At 70.3% G+C, this 14,285-nt stretch carries 11 protein-coding genes; 5 read left to right on the top strand and 6 right to left on the bottom strand.

Annotation, left to right across the window (positions count from 1 at the left end; genetic code table 11):
- Positions 1 to 98 precede the first annotated feature (98 nt).
- The 3 genes from M4V62_RS37115 (at position 99) to M4V62_RS37125 (ending at position 3,561) form a co-directional block, all read left to right on the top strand.
- The gene (locus M4V62_RS37115; RefSeq protein ID WP_425575161.1) at positions 99 to 1,049 is read left to right on the top strand and encodes a LysR family transcriptional regulator; all 951 of its coding nucleotides are present in this window, start codon (positions 99 to 101) and stop codon (positions 1,047 to 1,049) included.
- A gap of 91 nt (positions 1,050 to 1,140) precedes the next feature.
- Positions 1,141 to 2,463 (top strand): MFS transporter, encoded by a 1,323-nt coding sequence (locus tag M4V62_RS37120; protein ID WP_249591570.1) that lies wholly within the window; start codon positions 1,141 to 1,143, stop codon positions 2,461 to 2,463.
- Positions 2,464 to 2,490: 27 nt separating this feature from the next.
- Positions 2,491 to 3,561: a glycoside hydrolase family 43 protein gene (locus tag M4V62_RS37125; protein WP_249591571.1), complete on the top strand. Its 1,071-nt coding sequence runs from the start codon at positions 2,491 to 2,493 to the stop codon at positions 3,559 to 3,561.
- A gap of 6 nt (positions 3,562 to 3,567) precedes the next feature.
- On the opposite strand, the gene M4V62_RS37130 is transcribed toward M4V62_RS37125, so the two are convergent.
- The 6 genes from M4V62_RS37130 to M4V62_RS37155 form a co-directional block, all read right to left on the bottom strand.
- On the bottom strand, positions 3,568 to 4,644 hold the full coding sequence (locus M4V62_RS37130; RefSeq protein WP_249591572.1) for a class I SAM-dependent methyltransferase: 1,077 nt from the start codon (positions 4,642 to 4,644) through the stop codon (positions 3,568 to 3,570).
- 136 nt (positions 4,645 to 4,780) lie between these two features.
- Positions 4,781 to 6,064: an FAD-binding protein gene (locus M4V62_RS37135; protein WP_249591573.1), complete on the bottom strand. Its 1,284-nt coding sequence runs from the start codon at positions 6,062 to 6,064 to the stop codon at positions 4,781 to 4,783.
- 62 nt (positions 6,065 to 6,126) lie between these two features.
- Complete coding sequence (locus M4V62_RS37140) at positions 6,127 to 7,158, bottom strand: LacI family DNA-binding transcriptional regulator (RefSeq protein ID WP_249591574.1); 1,032 nt, start codon at positions 7,156 to 7,158, stop codon at positions 6,127 to 6,129.
- The gene (locus M4V62_RS37145) at positions 7,155 to 8,069 is read right to left on the bottom strand and encodes a carbohydrate ABC transporter permease (protein ID WP_249591575.1); all 915 of its coding nucleotides are present in this window, start codon (positions 8,067 to 8,069) and stop codon (positions 7,155 to 7,157) included. Before M4V62_RS37145 ends, M4V62_RS37140 begins: the two co-directional genes overlap by 4 nt.
- Positions 8,066 to 8,998, bottom strand: a complete 933-nt coding sequence (locus M4V62_RS37150; protein WP_249591576.1) for a carbohydrate ABC transporter permease — start codon at positions 8,996 to 8,998, stop codon at positions 8,066 to 8,068. The genes M4V62_RS37145 and M4V62_RS37150 overlap by 4 nt, the downstream gene beginning before the upstream one ends.
- The gene (locus M4V62_RS37155; RefSeq protein ID WP_249591577.1) at positions 8,995 to 10,314 is read right to left on the bottom strand and encodes an ABC transporter substrate-binding protein; all 1,320 of its coding nucleotides are present in this window, start codon (positions 10,312 to 10,314) and stop codon (positions 8,995 to 8,997) included. Before M4V62_RS37155 ends, M4V62_RS37150 begins: the two co-directional genes overlap by 4 nt.
- A 213-nt stretch (positions 10,315 to 10,527) precedes the next feature.
- On the opposite strand from M4V62_RS37155, the gene M4V62_RS37160 reads away from it, so the two are divergent.
- The gene (locus tag M4V62_RS37160; protein ID WP_249591578.1) at positions 10,528 to 12,549 is read left to right on the top strand and encodes a beta-galactosidase; all 2,022 of its coding nucleotides are present in this window, start codon (positions 10,528 to 10,530) and stop codon (positions 12,547 to 12,549) included.
- A 152-nt stretch (positions 12,550 to 12,701) separates the two neighbouring features.
- Complete coding sequence (locus M4V62_RS37165) at positions 12,702 to 14,279, top strand: glycosyl hydrolase 53 family protein (protein ID WP_425575160.1); 1,578 nt, start codon at positions 12,702 to 12,704, stop codon at positions 14,277 to 14,279.
- Positions 14,280 to 14,285: the final 6 nt, after the last annotated feature.

The following is a 14,285-nucleotide window of genomic DNA, read 5'->3' on the forward strand; positions in this document are numbered from 1 at the left end:
TTGACATGTAGGCCGGGTCATACGTTCCCCGGCTGTGTGGATCATCCTGCGGAAGAATCTGGTGGCTCGTCCAAGACCTGACGTGATAGCTGATGGTTATGGACCTACACGGCAGGGACGTACACAGCAGGGATCTGCGCTACTTCGTCGCGGTGGCGCAGGAGTTGCACTTCACGCGGGCCGCCGAGCGGCTCTTCGTCTCGCAGCCCGCCCTGAGCAAGCAGATACGGACGCTGGAACGGCAGCTGGGGGCCGAGCTGTTCGTGCGGGACCACCGTGGAGTGCGGCTCACTTCCGTGGGTGCGGCGCTCCTGCCGCACGCCCAACAGGTGCTTGAGGGCTGGCAGTCGGCGGTCGGAGCGGTGGAGCGCGCGAAGACCGAGGAGCGGGCCACGCTCACCGTGGGCATGAGCACGAGACCGGCCCGCGGCGGACTCCTGCCCGCGGTGCGGTCCCGCTTCAGCGAGGCCCGTCCTGCGGCCACGATCCGTCTGCGGCAGGTGAGTTGGCAGGACGCGAGCGCGGGCCTCGCGGACGGCACGGCGGACGTGGCCTTCGTCTGGCTGCCGCTTCCCGACCTGGAGCGTTACGCGTGGGTGGTGGTCGCCGAAGAGCCGCGCCACGTCGCCCTGCCCGCGACCCACCGCCTCGCGGGCCTGGACGAGGTCGACTTCGCCGACATCGCCGACGAGCCCTTCCTCGCCCTGCCCGGGAGCGCGGGCGCGCTGCGGGACTACTGGCTCGCCCTGGATGCCCGCGAGGGCACCGCGCCCCGTATCGGCGCGGAGATCGCCAGTACCGACGAGACGTACGAGGCGCTGGTGGACGGTCGCGGCGTCTGCCTGGTCGCCGCGGGCAACGCGCCCCTGATCACGCTCGGTGGCGTCGTCACACGCCCGGTCCGCGGCATCTCGCCCAGCCGGTTCGCCCTGGCCTGGCGCGCGGGCGACGACGGCCGCCCGCTGGTCAGCGCGTACATCAAGGCGTGCGAGGAGGCGCTCGGGCGGGTCCAGCAGGAGCCCGCGGGCGTATCTCGTCGCAACCGTTGACCTTGCCCCAACACCCCCTTACCGTTTCGGCGTTCGGAGTATCAGATGGCGTTCGAAATCACGAACGTCGGTATGAGGGGACGCTCGCACCATGGAGCGCACAGTGCTCAGGAAGACCGCGTGGCGGCTGCTGCCGTTTCTCGGCCTGTTGTATGTGATCGCCTACATCGACCGCTCGAACGTCGGCTTCGCGAAGCTGGAGCTCCAGGCCGAACTGGGCGTCAGCGCCACGGCGTTCACCCTCGGCCAGGTCTTCTTCTTCACCGCGTACGCCCTCTTCGAAGTGCCGAGCAACCTGATGCTGCACCGCGTCGGCGCGCACCGCTGGATCGCCCGCATCCTGCTGACCTGGGGCCTGGTCACCATCGCCACGGTCCTCGTGCAGAGCACCTGGCAGTTCTACCTGGCCCGCTTCGCGCTCGGCGCCGCCGAGGCCGGGTTCTTCCCCGGAGTGCTCTACTACCTCTCCCGCTGGTTCCCCGGCAGCCACCGGGGCCGGGCCATCGGCGCGTTCATGCTCGCCGCGCCCGTCTCCTTCATCGTCGGCAACCCGCTGATGGGCGTCCTGATGGACCTCGACGGGACCTGGGGCCTGACCGGCTGGCAGTGGGTGTTCCTGGCCACCGGCATCCCGGCCGTGCTCGTCGCCCCGGTCGTCCTCGCCCGGCTGCCCGCGGGACCGGAGAAGGCGCGCTGGCTCGCCGCCGACGAACGCCAGTGGCTCACCGACGCCCTGGCCGCCGACCGGGCGGAAGCGGGTCAGCAGCCGCAGCACGCGCTCGCGGTCCTGCGCGACCGCCGCGTCCTGACGGCCGCCGTGTTCTTCCTCGCCTTTCCCCTGTCCACCTACGGCCTCTCCTTCTGGCTGCCCACGATCATCGACGGCTTCGGTGACCTGACGAGCACCGAGGTCGGATTCGTCTCCGCCATCCCTTACGTGTGCGTCGCCGCCGGACTGGTCGTCGTGCCCCGCCTGGTGGCCCGCCGCGACACCCCCTATCTGTGGACCGCGGCGATGCTCGGCCTGACCGTCGCCGGGTTCACCGTCACCGCGCTCTTCGGCTCTCCCGTTGTGCAGATGCTCGGCCTGTGTGCCGCGGCCGTCGGCGGATACGCGGCGCAGCCCGCCTTCTGGGCGCTGATCCCGCGCTTCCTGACGGGCGCCGCGGCGGCAGCGGGCATCGCCGCGGTCAACGCCGTCGGCAACCTCGGCGGCGGCTTCGGCCCGCTCGGCATCGCGGCGGTCGTCGACTCCACTGGCAGCGCGCTGACCGGCCTGCTGTTCCTGCTCTCGGTGGCCGTGCTCGGCCTGCTCGCCGTCCCTCTGCTGCGGCGCGCGCTGAGTACGCCGCCCGCGCCCTCAGCCGTACCGCTTCCCGGGGCGCCGTCCGCCGCGGAGAAGTCCGTCCCGTAGATCCGACCCCGCCTACCAGGGAGCCGCATGAGCCACAACGAAGTACCCAGCCGTAGAAGCCTGTTGAGAGGATCGCTGGCCGCCGGCGCCCTCGCCGCCGCACCGGTGGCCCTCGCCCAGGCGCCCGCCCACGCCGCGTCCCGGGCGGCCGCCGCCTACCGCAACCCGCTCGTCGAGCAGCGCGCCGACCCGCACATCCACCGCCACACCGACGGCCACTACTACTTCACGGCGACCTCTCCCGAGTACGACCGCATCATTCTGCGCCGCTCCCGCACCCTGCGGGGCCTGACGCGGGCGGACGAGTCCGTCATCTGGCGGCGGCACACGAGCGGCGACATGGCCTCGCACATCTGGGCGCCGGAACTCCACCACATCAACGGCAAGTGGTACATCTACTTCGCCGCGGCCCCCGCCGACGACGTGTGGAAGATCCGCATCTGGGTCCTGGAGAACGCCAACGCCAATCCCTTCAAGGGGAGTTGGACCGAGAAGGGGCAGCTCACCACGGCCTGGGACACCTTCTCGCTCGACGCCACCACCTTCACGCACCGGGGCAGCCGCTACCTGGCCTGGGCGCAGTACGAGCCCGGCATGGACAACAACACCGGCGTCTTCCTGTCGCGGATGGCGAATCCCTGGACTCTGACGGGACCTCAGATACGCCTGACCACACCCGAGTACGACTGGGAGTGCGTCGGATTCAAGGTGAACGAAGGGCCCTCCGTCATCCAGCGGGGCGGCCGCGTCTTCCTCTCGTACTCGGCGTCCGCGACCGACTCCAACTACTGCGTCGGGCTGCTCACCGCCGACACCCGCAGCGACCTCATGGACCCCGCCTCCTGGGCCAAGTCGCCGACCCCGGTCTTCACCAGTAACGACACGACCAAGCAGTACGGTCCGGGCCACAACTGCTTCACCGTCGCCGAGGACGGCCGCACCGACGTCCTCGTCTACCACGCCCGCCAGTACAAGGACATCGTCGGCGACCCCCTGCACGACCCCAACCGCCACACCCGCATCCAGAGGCTCGGCTGGAAGGCCGACGGCACACCGGACTTCGGCATCCCCGTCGCCGATGCCGCCGGGGGGTCATGAGCCCCGTCAGTGTCCCGGTCGTGCCACGTAGTAGACGTTGAGGATGTCGCCCTCCACCTGGCGGACGTCGACGTCGCCGAATCCGGCCTCGGCCAGCATGCGCAGGGCGGTCTGCCTGCCCCACACCGTGCCGAGGCCGGCGCCGCCCTCGCCGAGGGAGACGGTCATGCAGTAGAAGACCGAGAAGGTGTAAAGGGTGGGGCCCAGCGGATGGTCGAGGTTCTCCTCCAGCTTGCTCGAGGCGGCGATGTCCCCCATGAGGAACACACCGTCGTCGCGCAGGGCGTCGGCGATCGCCGACAGGGTGCGCGCCGGGCGGGCCAGGTCATGGATCACGTCGAAGGCAGTGATCAAGTCGTACGAGCCGGTCAGTTCGGCCGAGTCCGCCACGTCGAACCGGACGTTCGCAAGACCGCGCCGCGCAGCCTCGTCGCGAGCTGCCGCAATGCCGGTCTCGGACATGTCCACGCCGCGGAAGCGGCTGGCGGGAAACGCCTCGGCCAGGAGGATCACCGCATGCCCCTGCCCCGTACCGACGTCCAGCGCGTCGATGCCTTCACGCAGCCGCTCCGGCAGGCCGGGCGCCACCGGGACAATGGACTCCACGAGGGCGGCGTCGTACACCCTCGCGGTCTCCTCGGCCTGGAGATCCTGGAAGCGGGGGTAGGACGAGTACGGCACGCCGCCGCCCTTGTGGAACGCCTCAAGGACCTGATCCTCGACGATGCCCAGGAGGGCGAGGTCCTGCAGGAAGGAGGCCATGTTGTCGGGGCCGGCGGCCCGGACGAGGGAAGCGGCGTGCTCGGGCGGCAGCCAGTACGTGCCGTCGTCCGGGGCGTACTCGACGAAGCCGCCCACGGTCATCCCGCCGAGCCACTCCCGTACGTAGCGCTCATCCAGGCCCGCGGCCTCGGCGATCCGCTCGCTGGTGGCCGGAGGCAGGCCGGACAGCACGTCGAACAGTCTCGTCCGGTGACCGAGGCTGCACAGGTATCCCAGGCAGGAGTCATTGAGCACCTCGACCATCCGCTCCGCGAACCGCTCCTGCCGCACCGGGTCGAGGTCATGTGTCTGCGCGGTCATTTCGCTCCCCATCCTTCGGCCAGGAAGCTGCGGGCGGGGCGCTCTGCCACTGCTGGTCGAATTGACCGGTTTGCTGCAATTCTACGCCGGAACTCCGAGGACGGCCCGGAGTAGCCGTGGCTCTCACGTGGCCGGGTCACTGGAGAAGGGGACGCACGAAAGAGCGCACGAAGGCATTGCGGAACTTCCCTTGTGGGTCGAGGCGTTGCGCCAGAGTCGCGAAGTCGGCCGCGTGCGGATAGCGGTTGCCCAGCTCGGCGGGGTCCGCGGCGAACACCTTGCCCCAGTGCGGCCGGGGCGCGAACGGCGCCAGGCGCTCCTCGACGAGTGCGACCACCGGGAGCACGGCCGCCGCGTCCGGCACCCAGGTGAAGTGGAACGCCACGGTGTCCCGGCCGTGTGCGGGGCTCAGCCACTGGGTGTCGGCGGCGACCGTGCGCACCTCGCAGACCTGGAGGACCGGCGCCACCTCGCCCCTGAGTCCATCCAGGGCATGCAGCGCGGCGATGGCGTGCTCGCGCGGCAGCAGGTACTCCGACTGGAGCTCGGCCCCGCTGCTCGGCGTGAACTCGGCCCGGAAGTGCGGGAGTCGCTCGTGCCACGGCCCCGCCACGCCCAGCTGCTCGGTGCAGTTGACGGCGGGCATGCCAGGCACCGGATGCCGCGGCTCGCTCACGGGCGTCGCCCAGGAAAAGGCGGCGGCGGCATCGCCGCGCTGCTTGAGCCACACCTGGTTGAAGCGCGGCCCACGCCAGTCCGTGAACAGACTCACGCTGTACGCCGCCGCCGACACCGCATCGAAGTCCAGTCCCGACAGGGGGAGTTCACCGAACACCTGCTGGCTCACCGTGAAGTCTGGCTCCAGGTCGAGAGTGAGGGCGAGGACCACGCCGAGCGCGCCGAGCGAGACCACTGCGCCGTCGAAGCCGTCGTCGCCCCGGCTCAGTACGCGCGTCTCCCCGTCGGCGGTCATCAGCTCCACCGCGCGTACGGCCTCCGCGAGAGACCGGTTGCCGTTGCCCGAGCCGTGCGTCCCGGTAGCGACCGAACCGGCCACCGAAATGTGCGGCAGCGAGGCCATGTTCGGCAGGGCGAGCCCGTGCGAGGCGACGTGCCGGGCGAGTTCGGCGTACCGCACGCCTCCTGACACGCGCACGGTGCGCGCCGTGGTGTCCACGTCGACGGACGGCTCAAGGGCGGCGAGCGAGAGCAGGGCGGTGTCCGCCCAGGCGCCGTCCACGTCGGCGATCCGGTTGAACGAGTGGCCGCTGCCGAGCACCCGCACCTGGCGGCTGCCCGCGACGAGGGTCCGCAGGGCGGCCTGCGACGCGGGCCGGTGCAACTCACGGGCCGAGAAGGTGATGTTCCCTGCCCAGTTGGTCACGGCGCCGTCCCGGCCGGTGGCCAAGGCGTCAGTCATGTTCGGGTCCCTCCCTCACGGCCGCGGGACAGAAACCCACCCCGCGGCCTCGTCCTTGTACGTCAGGCGGAGCCGCGGATCACGAGCTCGGTCGGCAGGATGACCGCGGCCGGGTCCTCGCCGCCTATCTGGGCCAGCAGCACCCGCACCATCTCGGCGCTGATGCGGTCCCAGGGCTGGCGGACCGTCGTCAGCTCCGGGCGTGCGGTCAGGGCGGCGGGCGAGTCGTCGAAGCCGCCGACCGCGATGTCCTGCGGGACGCGGCGGTCCGCGCGGTCCAGAGCGGTGAGGACGCCCTGCGCCATGAGGTCCGATGCGACGAACACGGCGTCCAGATCGGGGGCTTGGGCAAGGAGCCGGGTCGCGGCGGCCTCACCGCCCGCCCGGCTGTAGTCGCCGGACGCGATGAGCCGCTCGTCGACCGTGATGCCCTCCTCGGCGAGGATCTCCCGGTAGCCCGCGAGCCGGTCCACGCCGCCGGGGGTGTCGAGGGGCCCGGTCACCGTGCCGATGCGGCGCCGCCCGAGGGAGAGGAGATGGCGCACCATGTCGCGTGCGCCGTCCCGGTCGTCCGCGGCCACATAGCTCACCTTGGAGGCCTGCCCGATCGGCTTCCCGCACGCCACCAGCGGGACTCCGGCATCGCGCAGCTCGTCCGCGACGGGGTCGCCGGAGTGGCTGGAGACCAGGAGCACCCCGTCGACGTGGCCCGCGGTGATGTAGCGCATGATGCGGCGCCGCTCGTCCGGGGTTCCGGCCAGCATCAGGAGCAGCGGGATGTCGTGCGCGGCGAGCGCCTGGGTGCAACCCCGCAGCAGGACATTGAAGTTCGGGTCCTCGAAGAAGCGCTCCTGCGGTTCGGTGAGCAGGAAACCCACCGAGTCGGAGCGCCCGGTGATCAGCGAGCGGGCGTGCCGGTTGACGACATAACCGGTCTTGCGGATGGCCGCGTTGACGGCTTCCTGGGCGGAAGGGCTCACATAGTGCCCGCCGTTGAGGACGCGGGACACCGTGCCGCGCGAGACGCCGGCCTCGCGGGCCACGTCGTGGATCGTCGGCGGCCTGCGCCTGCCCCCCGTTGCGTTCATGGTCACGACTTTACGGCTCCGGACAGCAGGTCGAGGCTCCAGAAGCGCTGGATGACCAGGAAGAGGGCGATGAGCGGTACGACGGCCAGAAGGGCCCCGGTGATCACCAGGGTGTAGAGCGCGGGGGTGTTGGAGCCCTGTTCCAGGAGCGTGAACAGACCCAGCGTGATGGGGAACTTCTCGTCGTCGCTGAGCATGATGTAGGGGAGCAGGAAGTTGTTCCACACCGCCACGAACTGGCAGAGGAACACCGTCACGAGGCCCGGCACCATCATCGGCAGCGCGATCCGCGTGAAGATCCGCCACTCGCTCGCGCCGTCCATCCGCCCGGCCTCCACGACATCGCCGGGCACGGCCGAAGCGGCGTAGATCCGGGCGAGGTACACGCCATAGGGGGAGAGGATCAGCGGCATCAGGACCGATGCGTAGGAGTCGGTGAGGTCGGCCTTCGCGAGCAGGAGGTACTGCGGCACGGCCAGGATCACCGGCGGCATCAGGACGCCCGCCATGAGGATGTTGAAGACGGTCTCGCGGCCGCGGAAGCGGTAGATCGCGAGCGCGTAGCCGCTGACCGCGGAGACGGCCGTGGACAGGAGCGCGCCCAGGCCCGCGTAGAGCGCGGAGTTGCCCATCCACTGCCAGTAGATGCCGTCGCGGTAGGCGGACAGGTCCGTGAGGTTGTCGGCGAAGCCGCTGCCGGGCCAGAACGTGAACGTGGAGAACAGCTCGCGGCCCGACTTGGTGGAGGCGATCACCACCCAGAGCACGGGCAGCAGGCAGTACAGGGCGCCGAGCGCGAGGACGGCGGTCGGAAGCACGGCGATCCGGCGGGGCGGGGGCGGGCCCTGTGCGGTGCCGGGGGTGGTGCCCGCGGCGGGCCGGGTCTTGCGGACGGCGAGTGAGCCCGGCGAACTCATCGGGTCGCCTCCTTCTTCGTACGGGAGTTCGCGGCGCGCAGGAACCCGAAGGACAGGACGAGCGTGGCGACCGCGATGATTACGGCGGTGGCGGCGGCGGAGTTGATGTCACCCTTGCCGAAGGCGTCCTGGTACACCTTCATCAGCGGACTCCAGGTGGTGGAGACGGAGTTGGTGAGCGGCTTGAGGGTGGTGGGCTCGCTGAACACCTGGAGCGTCGCGATGATCGAGAAGAAGAACGTGAGCACCAGCGAGGGCGCCACCATCGGGATCTTGATCCGCAGCGCGATCTGGAGCTGTGAGCAGCCGTCGAGCTTCGCCGCCTCGTGGACCTCGGCCGGGATGGCCCGCAGCGAGGTGTAGATGACGATCATGTTGAAGCCGGTGCCGCCCCAGACCGCGATGTTCGAGAGCGCGAGATAGAGGGGGCCGCCGTCGAGCAGATCGGGCTGTGGCAGGCCCAGCTTGTCGAGGACGTAGAAGAAGGGGCTGACGTCCTGGAGGTAGAGGAATCCCCACAGGAGCGCGGCGATGACCCCGGGCACGGCGTACGGCAGGAAGATCGCGAGGCGTGTGAAGGGGGTGAGGCGCACCCGCTCGGTGTCCAGGAGCAGCGCGAAGAGCAGGGCGAGGCCGAGCATCACCGGGATGACGATGGCGCCGTACCCGAGCACGCGCAGCGCGCCGTGCAGGAGCTCGGAGTCGGTGAGCGCGTCGGTGTAGTTGCCGATCCCGGCCCACACCTCGCGCCGGGCGTCCTTGCCGAGGCCGAGGCCTTCCACCTCGACCTTGTGGAGGCTGAGCCAGAGCGCGTAGCCGATGGGCAGCGCGAAGAAGAGCGCGAAGAGCAGCGTGGCGGGGAGCAGGAAGGCGTACGGAGCGCTCCTGACCCCGTGGGACGTGCGGCGGCGGGGGCGTGCGGAGGTCACGGCGCGACTCCGAAGCCCTGCTTCTTCAGGTCGGCCACGGTCGTGTCCTGCATGGTGTTCAGGGCGCCGCCGAAGTCGGACCTGTTCTTGGCGGCCGAGCCGAAGGCGTCCTTGAACGAGGTGTACGCGACGTTCACGTTCGGGCCCCAGGCGCCGGGAGCCGCGGTCTTCGCGATCTTCGCTGCCTGGGGGTAGAAGTCCTGCTGGCCGGCGAAGAAGGCAGGGGGCTCGGTGAACGCGCCGCTGGTCTGGGCGGCGGTGGCGGCGGGGTAGATGCCGCCTTCCTTCGCGAGCGCGTCCAGGGCCTTCGGGTCGGTGTTCAGCCAGGCGGCGAACTTGGCGGCGGCCTCCTTGTGCCCGCTGTCGGTGGTGACGGCGGTCGAGGATCCGCCCCAACTCCCCGTGGTGTGCTCGCCCTTGGACCACTGCGGCAGCGGCGCCATGGCCCACTTGCCCTTGGTGTCGGGTGCGGCGGTGGTGAGGGTGCCGGGCGCCCACACGGCACTGACCCAGGCGATCTGCTTGCCGGTGTTCAGGGCCTTGTTCCAGGCGGGGGTGTACATCGGCTGGTTGTCGACGGCGCCCTCCTTGACGAGGCCGCCCCAGAAGTCGGCGACCTTGCGCGTGGCGCCGTCGTCGATGCCGACCTTCCACTTCTCGCCCTTGGTGGTCCACCACTTGGCGCCCGCCTGCTGGGCGAGGCCCGCGAAGAGCCCGGAGTCGTTCGCGGAGAACGTGGTGAGGTCCTTGTCCGGCGCCTTCTTCTTCAGCGCTCGGGCCGTCTCGGCGAACTCGTCCCACGTGGCGGGGACCTTGAGGTCGTACTTCTTGAAGAGGTCCGCGCGGTAGTAGAACATCATCGGCCCCGAGTCCTGCGGCACCGCGTACACCGCGTCCGAGCCGAGTGTCGTCTGCTGCCAGACGCCCTCGGGGAACTCGCCCTTCACCACGCCCACTTCACCGGATATGTCGGCGAGCGCGTCGTTGCTGACGAGGGTCGGCAGCGCCTGGTACTCGGCCTGGACCAGGTCGGGGGCCTTCTTGGCCTTGTGAGCGGTGAGGATCTTGGTGACCAGCGTGTCGCCGGACGCCTGCTTCTTGACCGTGACGTCGATCTGTTCCTTCTTGCCGGGCCCCTTGTTCCAGAGGTCGACGACCTTGTCCATGCCGGGCGTCCAGGCCCAGTACGTCAGGGAGGCGGGGCCCGAATCACCCTTGCTCTCGTCGTCCGACGAGCCGCAGGCGGTGAGCGCCGCGGCGCCGAGGGCGAGGGCGAGCGAAGTGGCGCAGAAGCGGCGGTGCTTCGTGAACGGCATGGATGGTCTCCCCTTACCGGGTGGCTGTGCCCGCTGTGTCGAGCGGCCTGCCACGCATCTGTGAGCGTTCACAGTAGAGAAACATCCAGGACACTTGTCAATGGTTGTTGCTGTGCGGTTATGTTGAACTCAGAACCGTGAAAGTGTGTGTGCACGTTCCCAATTGATGTTTCCACTCACGTTCCCAACTGATCGACGACTCGGGAGAGATCCATGCCGGAGACCACCCCCACGGGCCTGACCGGGCTCGCCTTCGGTGGGGACTACAACCCCGAGCAGTGGCCGGAATCCGTCTGGCGCGAGGACATGGCGCTGATGCGCGAGGCCGGCGTCACGATGGTGAGCGTCGGGATCTTCTCCTGGGCTCTGCTCGAACCGTCCCCCGGCACGCACGACTTCGGCTGGCTCGACCGGGTCATGGACCTCCTGCACGAGAACGGCATCCGCGCCGACCTCGGCACCCCGACGGTCGCGCCGCCCGCCTGGTTCTACCGCGCGCACCCCGACGCCCTGCCCGTCACCGCCGAGGGCGTGCGCTACGCATTCGGCTCACGCGGCGCCATCTGCCACAGCAACACCGCCTACCGCGAGGCGTCCGCCGCCATCACGGAGCAGCTCGCCCGCCGGTACGCCGAGCACCCCGCGCTCGCGATGTGGCACGTCCACAACGAGTACGGGGTGCCGGTCTCCGCCTGCTACTGCGACTCCTGCGCCACGCACTTCCGGGTCTGGCTCAGGGCGGCGTACGGGAGTGTGGAGGCGGTCAACGAGGCGTGGGGCACGGCGTTTTGGGGGCAGCGCTACGGCTCCATCGAGGAGATCGAGCCGCCGCGTGTCACGCCCACGGTCGGCAACCCGGCCCAGGCCCTGGACTACCGCAGATTCGCCGACGCCACCCTGCGCGAGAACTTCGTGCGCGAACGCGACATCCTGCACCGCCTCGCCCCCGGCACCCCCGTCACCACCAACTTCATGACCGCCCTGAGCCAGTGCGACTCCCTGGACTACTGGGCCTGGGGCCGCGAGGTCGACCTCGTGACCAACGACCACTATCTGATCACCGACGGCCGCCGCACCCACGTCAACCTCGCCATGGCCGCCGACCTCACCCGCTCCGTCGCGGGCGGCGCCCCCTGGCTGCTCCTGGAACACTCCACGTCCGGCGTCAACTGGCAGCCCCGCAACCCCGCGAAGGCGCCGGGGCAGATGGCCCGAAACTCCCTGGCCCACGTCGCGCGCGGCTCCGAGGGCGCCCTGTTCTTCCAGTGGCGGCAGTCCCGGAGCGGCGCGGAGAAGTTCCACTCGGCGATGCTGCCGCACGCGGGAACGGACTCCCGGGTCTGGAGCGAGGTGGTCGAACTGGGCGCTTCAGTAAGTGAATTGGCTTCGCTGAAGAGCACGCGGACCGTCGCCGACGTGGCGATGCTGTGGGACTGGCACTCCTGGTGGGCGCAGTCCCTGCAGTGGCGGCCCAGCGAGGACCACGACGCACGGGAGCGCGCCGACACGTTCTACGAGGCTCTCTACGACCGCCACCTCACCGTCGACTTCGCCCACCCCGAGGCCGACCTGTCGGCATACCCCCTGGTGGTCGTGCCAGCGCTGTATCTGGCGACGGAGGCCGCGGCCCTCAACCTCAAGGAGTACGTGGCGCAGGGCGGCACCCTCCTCGTCTCCTACTTCTCCGGCATCGTCGACGAGCACGACGCCGTGCACCCCGGCCCCTGCCCCGGCGCCCTGCGCGACGTGCTCGGCCTGACCGTCGAGGAGTTCTCACCGCTGCTCGACGGCCGTTCGGTGCGCATCACCGGACCCGACGGCGCCGAACTCACCGGCGACGTGTGGACCGAGTTCGTCGTGCCGCGCGGCGCCGAGACCGTGTGGACGTACGCGGACGGCCTGGCCGCGGGACGGCCCGCCGTCACCCGGCACCGCATCGGCGACGGCACCGCCTGGTACGTCTCCACGCGGCTGACCGCACGCGATCTCGACACCCTGGTCGCCGGTGCCTGCGCCGACGCGGGCGTCACCGAGCGGCCCGAACTCCCGCGTGACGTCGAGGTCGTGACCCGGCGGGGCGACACCGGCACCTTCGTCTTCGCGATCAACCACACCGAGTCCGAGGCCAAGGTGCCGCTCGACGCCCACGGCACCGAACTCCTCACCGGCGAGCGCGCCGCGGGCCGCCTCGCCGTGCCCGCGGGCGCCGTACGGGTCGTCCGCCTCGACGGCTGACCTACCCCCCCAGACGCCGGGCGGGTCCGTGGGGGACCCCACCCGGCCCGGTGGCGTCGCGCGGAGACCTCTGAGCGCGGAGATCCTCCGGCGCGGCGCCACCGCCCCCCCATCCCCACCCCAAGTACCGCGAAGTCGAAGGGACATCGACGATGCACGGAAACGGAACAACGCCCGGTTCGAGCGAGCCACGCGGAGCACGCGCCACCCGCAGAGCCGTCCTGGCGGCCGCCCTCGGAGGCGCCGCCGCCATGGCCCTGCCCGCCCGGTCCGCGAGCGCCGCGTCCACCCTCACCAACGGGGGATTCGAGAGCGGCACCACCGGCTGGAGCACCTACGGCAGCACCGGCGCCTCGTTCACGGAGGCGGGCGGCCGCAGCGGCAGCCTGCGCCTTGCGCACTGGTCGGCGTCGGCGTACAAGGTCGAGACGTACCAGTACCTCACCGGCCTCGCCAACGGGACGTACACGCTCACCGCCTGGGTCCGCTCAAGCGGCGGGCAGAACTCCGCCTACCTGGCCCTCAAGAGCGGCTCCGCCGAACAGCGCACCGACCTGCCGCCCACCCCGAACGGCAGCTGGATCCGCCTCGTCACCTCCGTCACGGTGACCGGCAACGCGTGCACCATCCGCCTGTACTCCGACGCGAACGCGGGGAACTGGGCTAACTTCGACGACATCGCGCTCACCCCGGGCTCAACCAGCCTGCCCGTCAAGGGTGCTGACATCTCCTCACTCAAGAAGAGCGAGGACTTCGGCGGCGTCTACCGCACCGGGTCGGGCGCCACGGCCGACGCGCTCGCCGTGCTCAAGTCCGCCGGGATGAACTACGCCCGCCTGCGCGTATGGGTCGACCCGGCCGACGGCTACTGCGACAAGGCCCGGGTACTCGCCGTGGCCAAGCGCGTCAAGGCGCGGGGCATGAAGCTCCTCGTCGACTTCCACTACTCCGACACCTGGACCGACCCCGGCGCCCAGACCATCCCGTCGGCCTGGTCGGGGCACTCCTACGCCCAGCTGAAGACAGACGTCCACGACCACACGTACGACGTCCTCAGCGCCCTCAAGGCGCAGGGCACGACGGCCGACATGGTGCAGATCGGCAACGAGCTGAACGGAGGAATGCTCTGGCCGACGGGCTCGACCTCCAACTGGGCACAGCTGGCCGGTCTACTGACGGCGGGGGCCACGGCCGCGAAGGCCGTCTCGTCGAGCACGCTCGTCGCCCTCCACCTCGCCAACGGCGGCGACAACGCCCTGTACCGCACGTGGTTCGACAATGCGGTCTCCCGCAACGTGCCCTTCGACGTCATCGGCCTGTCCTTCTACGGCTACTGGCACGGCGCCCTCAGCGACCTCCAGGCCAACATGGACGACCTCGCGGCGCGCTACGCCAAGCCGCTCTACGTCGCCGAGACCGCCTACCCCTTCCGCCTGGACAGCGACGACGACTGGGAGAACGTCATCGACAAGGCCGAGGAACTCGTCGGCGGCTACCCCGCGACCGAGGCGGGCCAGGCGGCCTGGTTCCGCGACGTCCAGAGCGTCGTCGAGGCGGTCCCGTCCGGCCGTGGGCTCGGCGTCTTCTGGTGGGACGCCACCTGGACCGCCGTCGAGGGCAACGGCTGGGACCCGACGGTCCCCTCGACGGGCAACGCCTGGGAGAACCAGGCGCTCTTCGACTACGACGGCGTGCCCACGGAGGCGATGAGCGCTTTCGCGCACCGATGACCTGAC

The organism is Streptomyces durmitorensis, assembly GCF_023498005.1.
Taxonomy (GTDB): Bacteria; Actinomycetota; Actinomycetes; order Streptomycetales; family Streptomycetaceae; genus Streptomyces; species Streptomyces durmitorensis.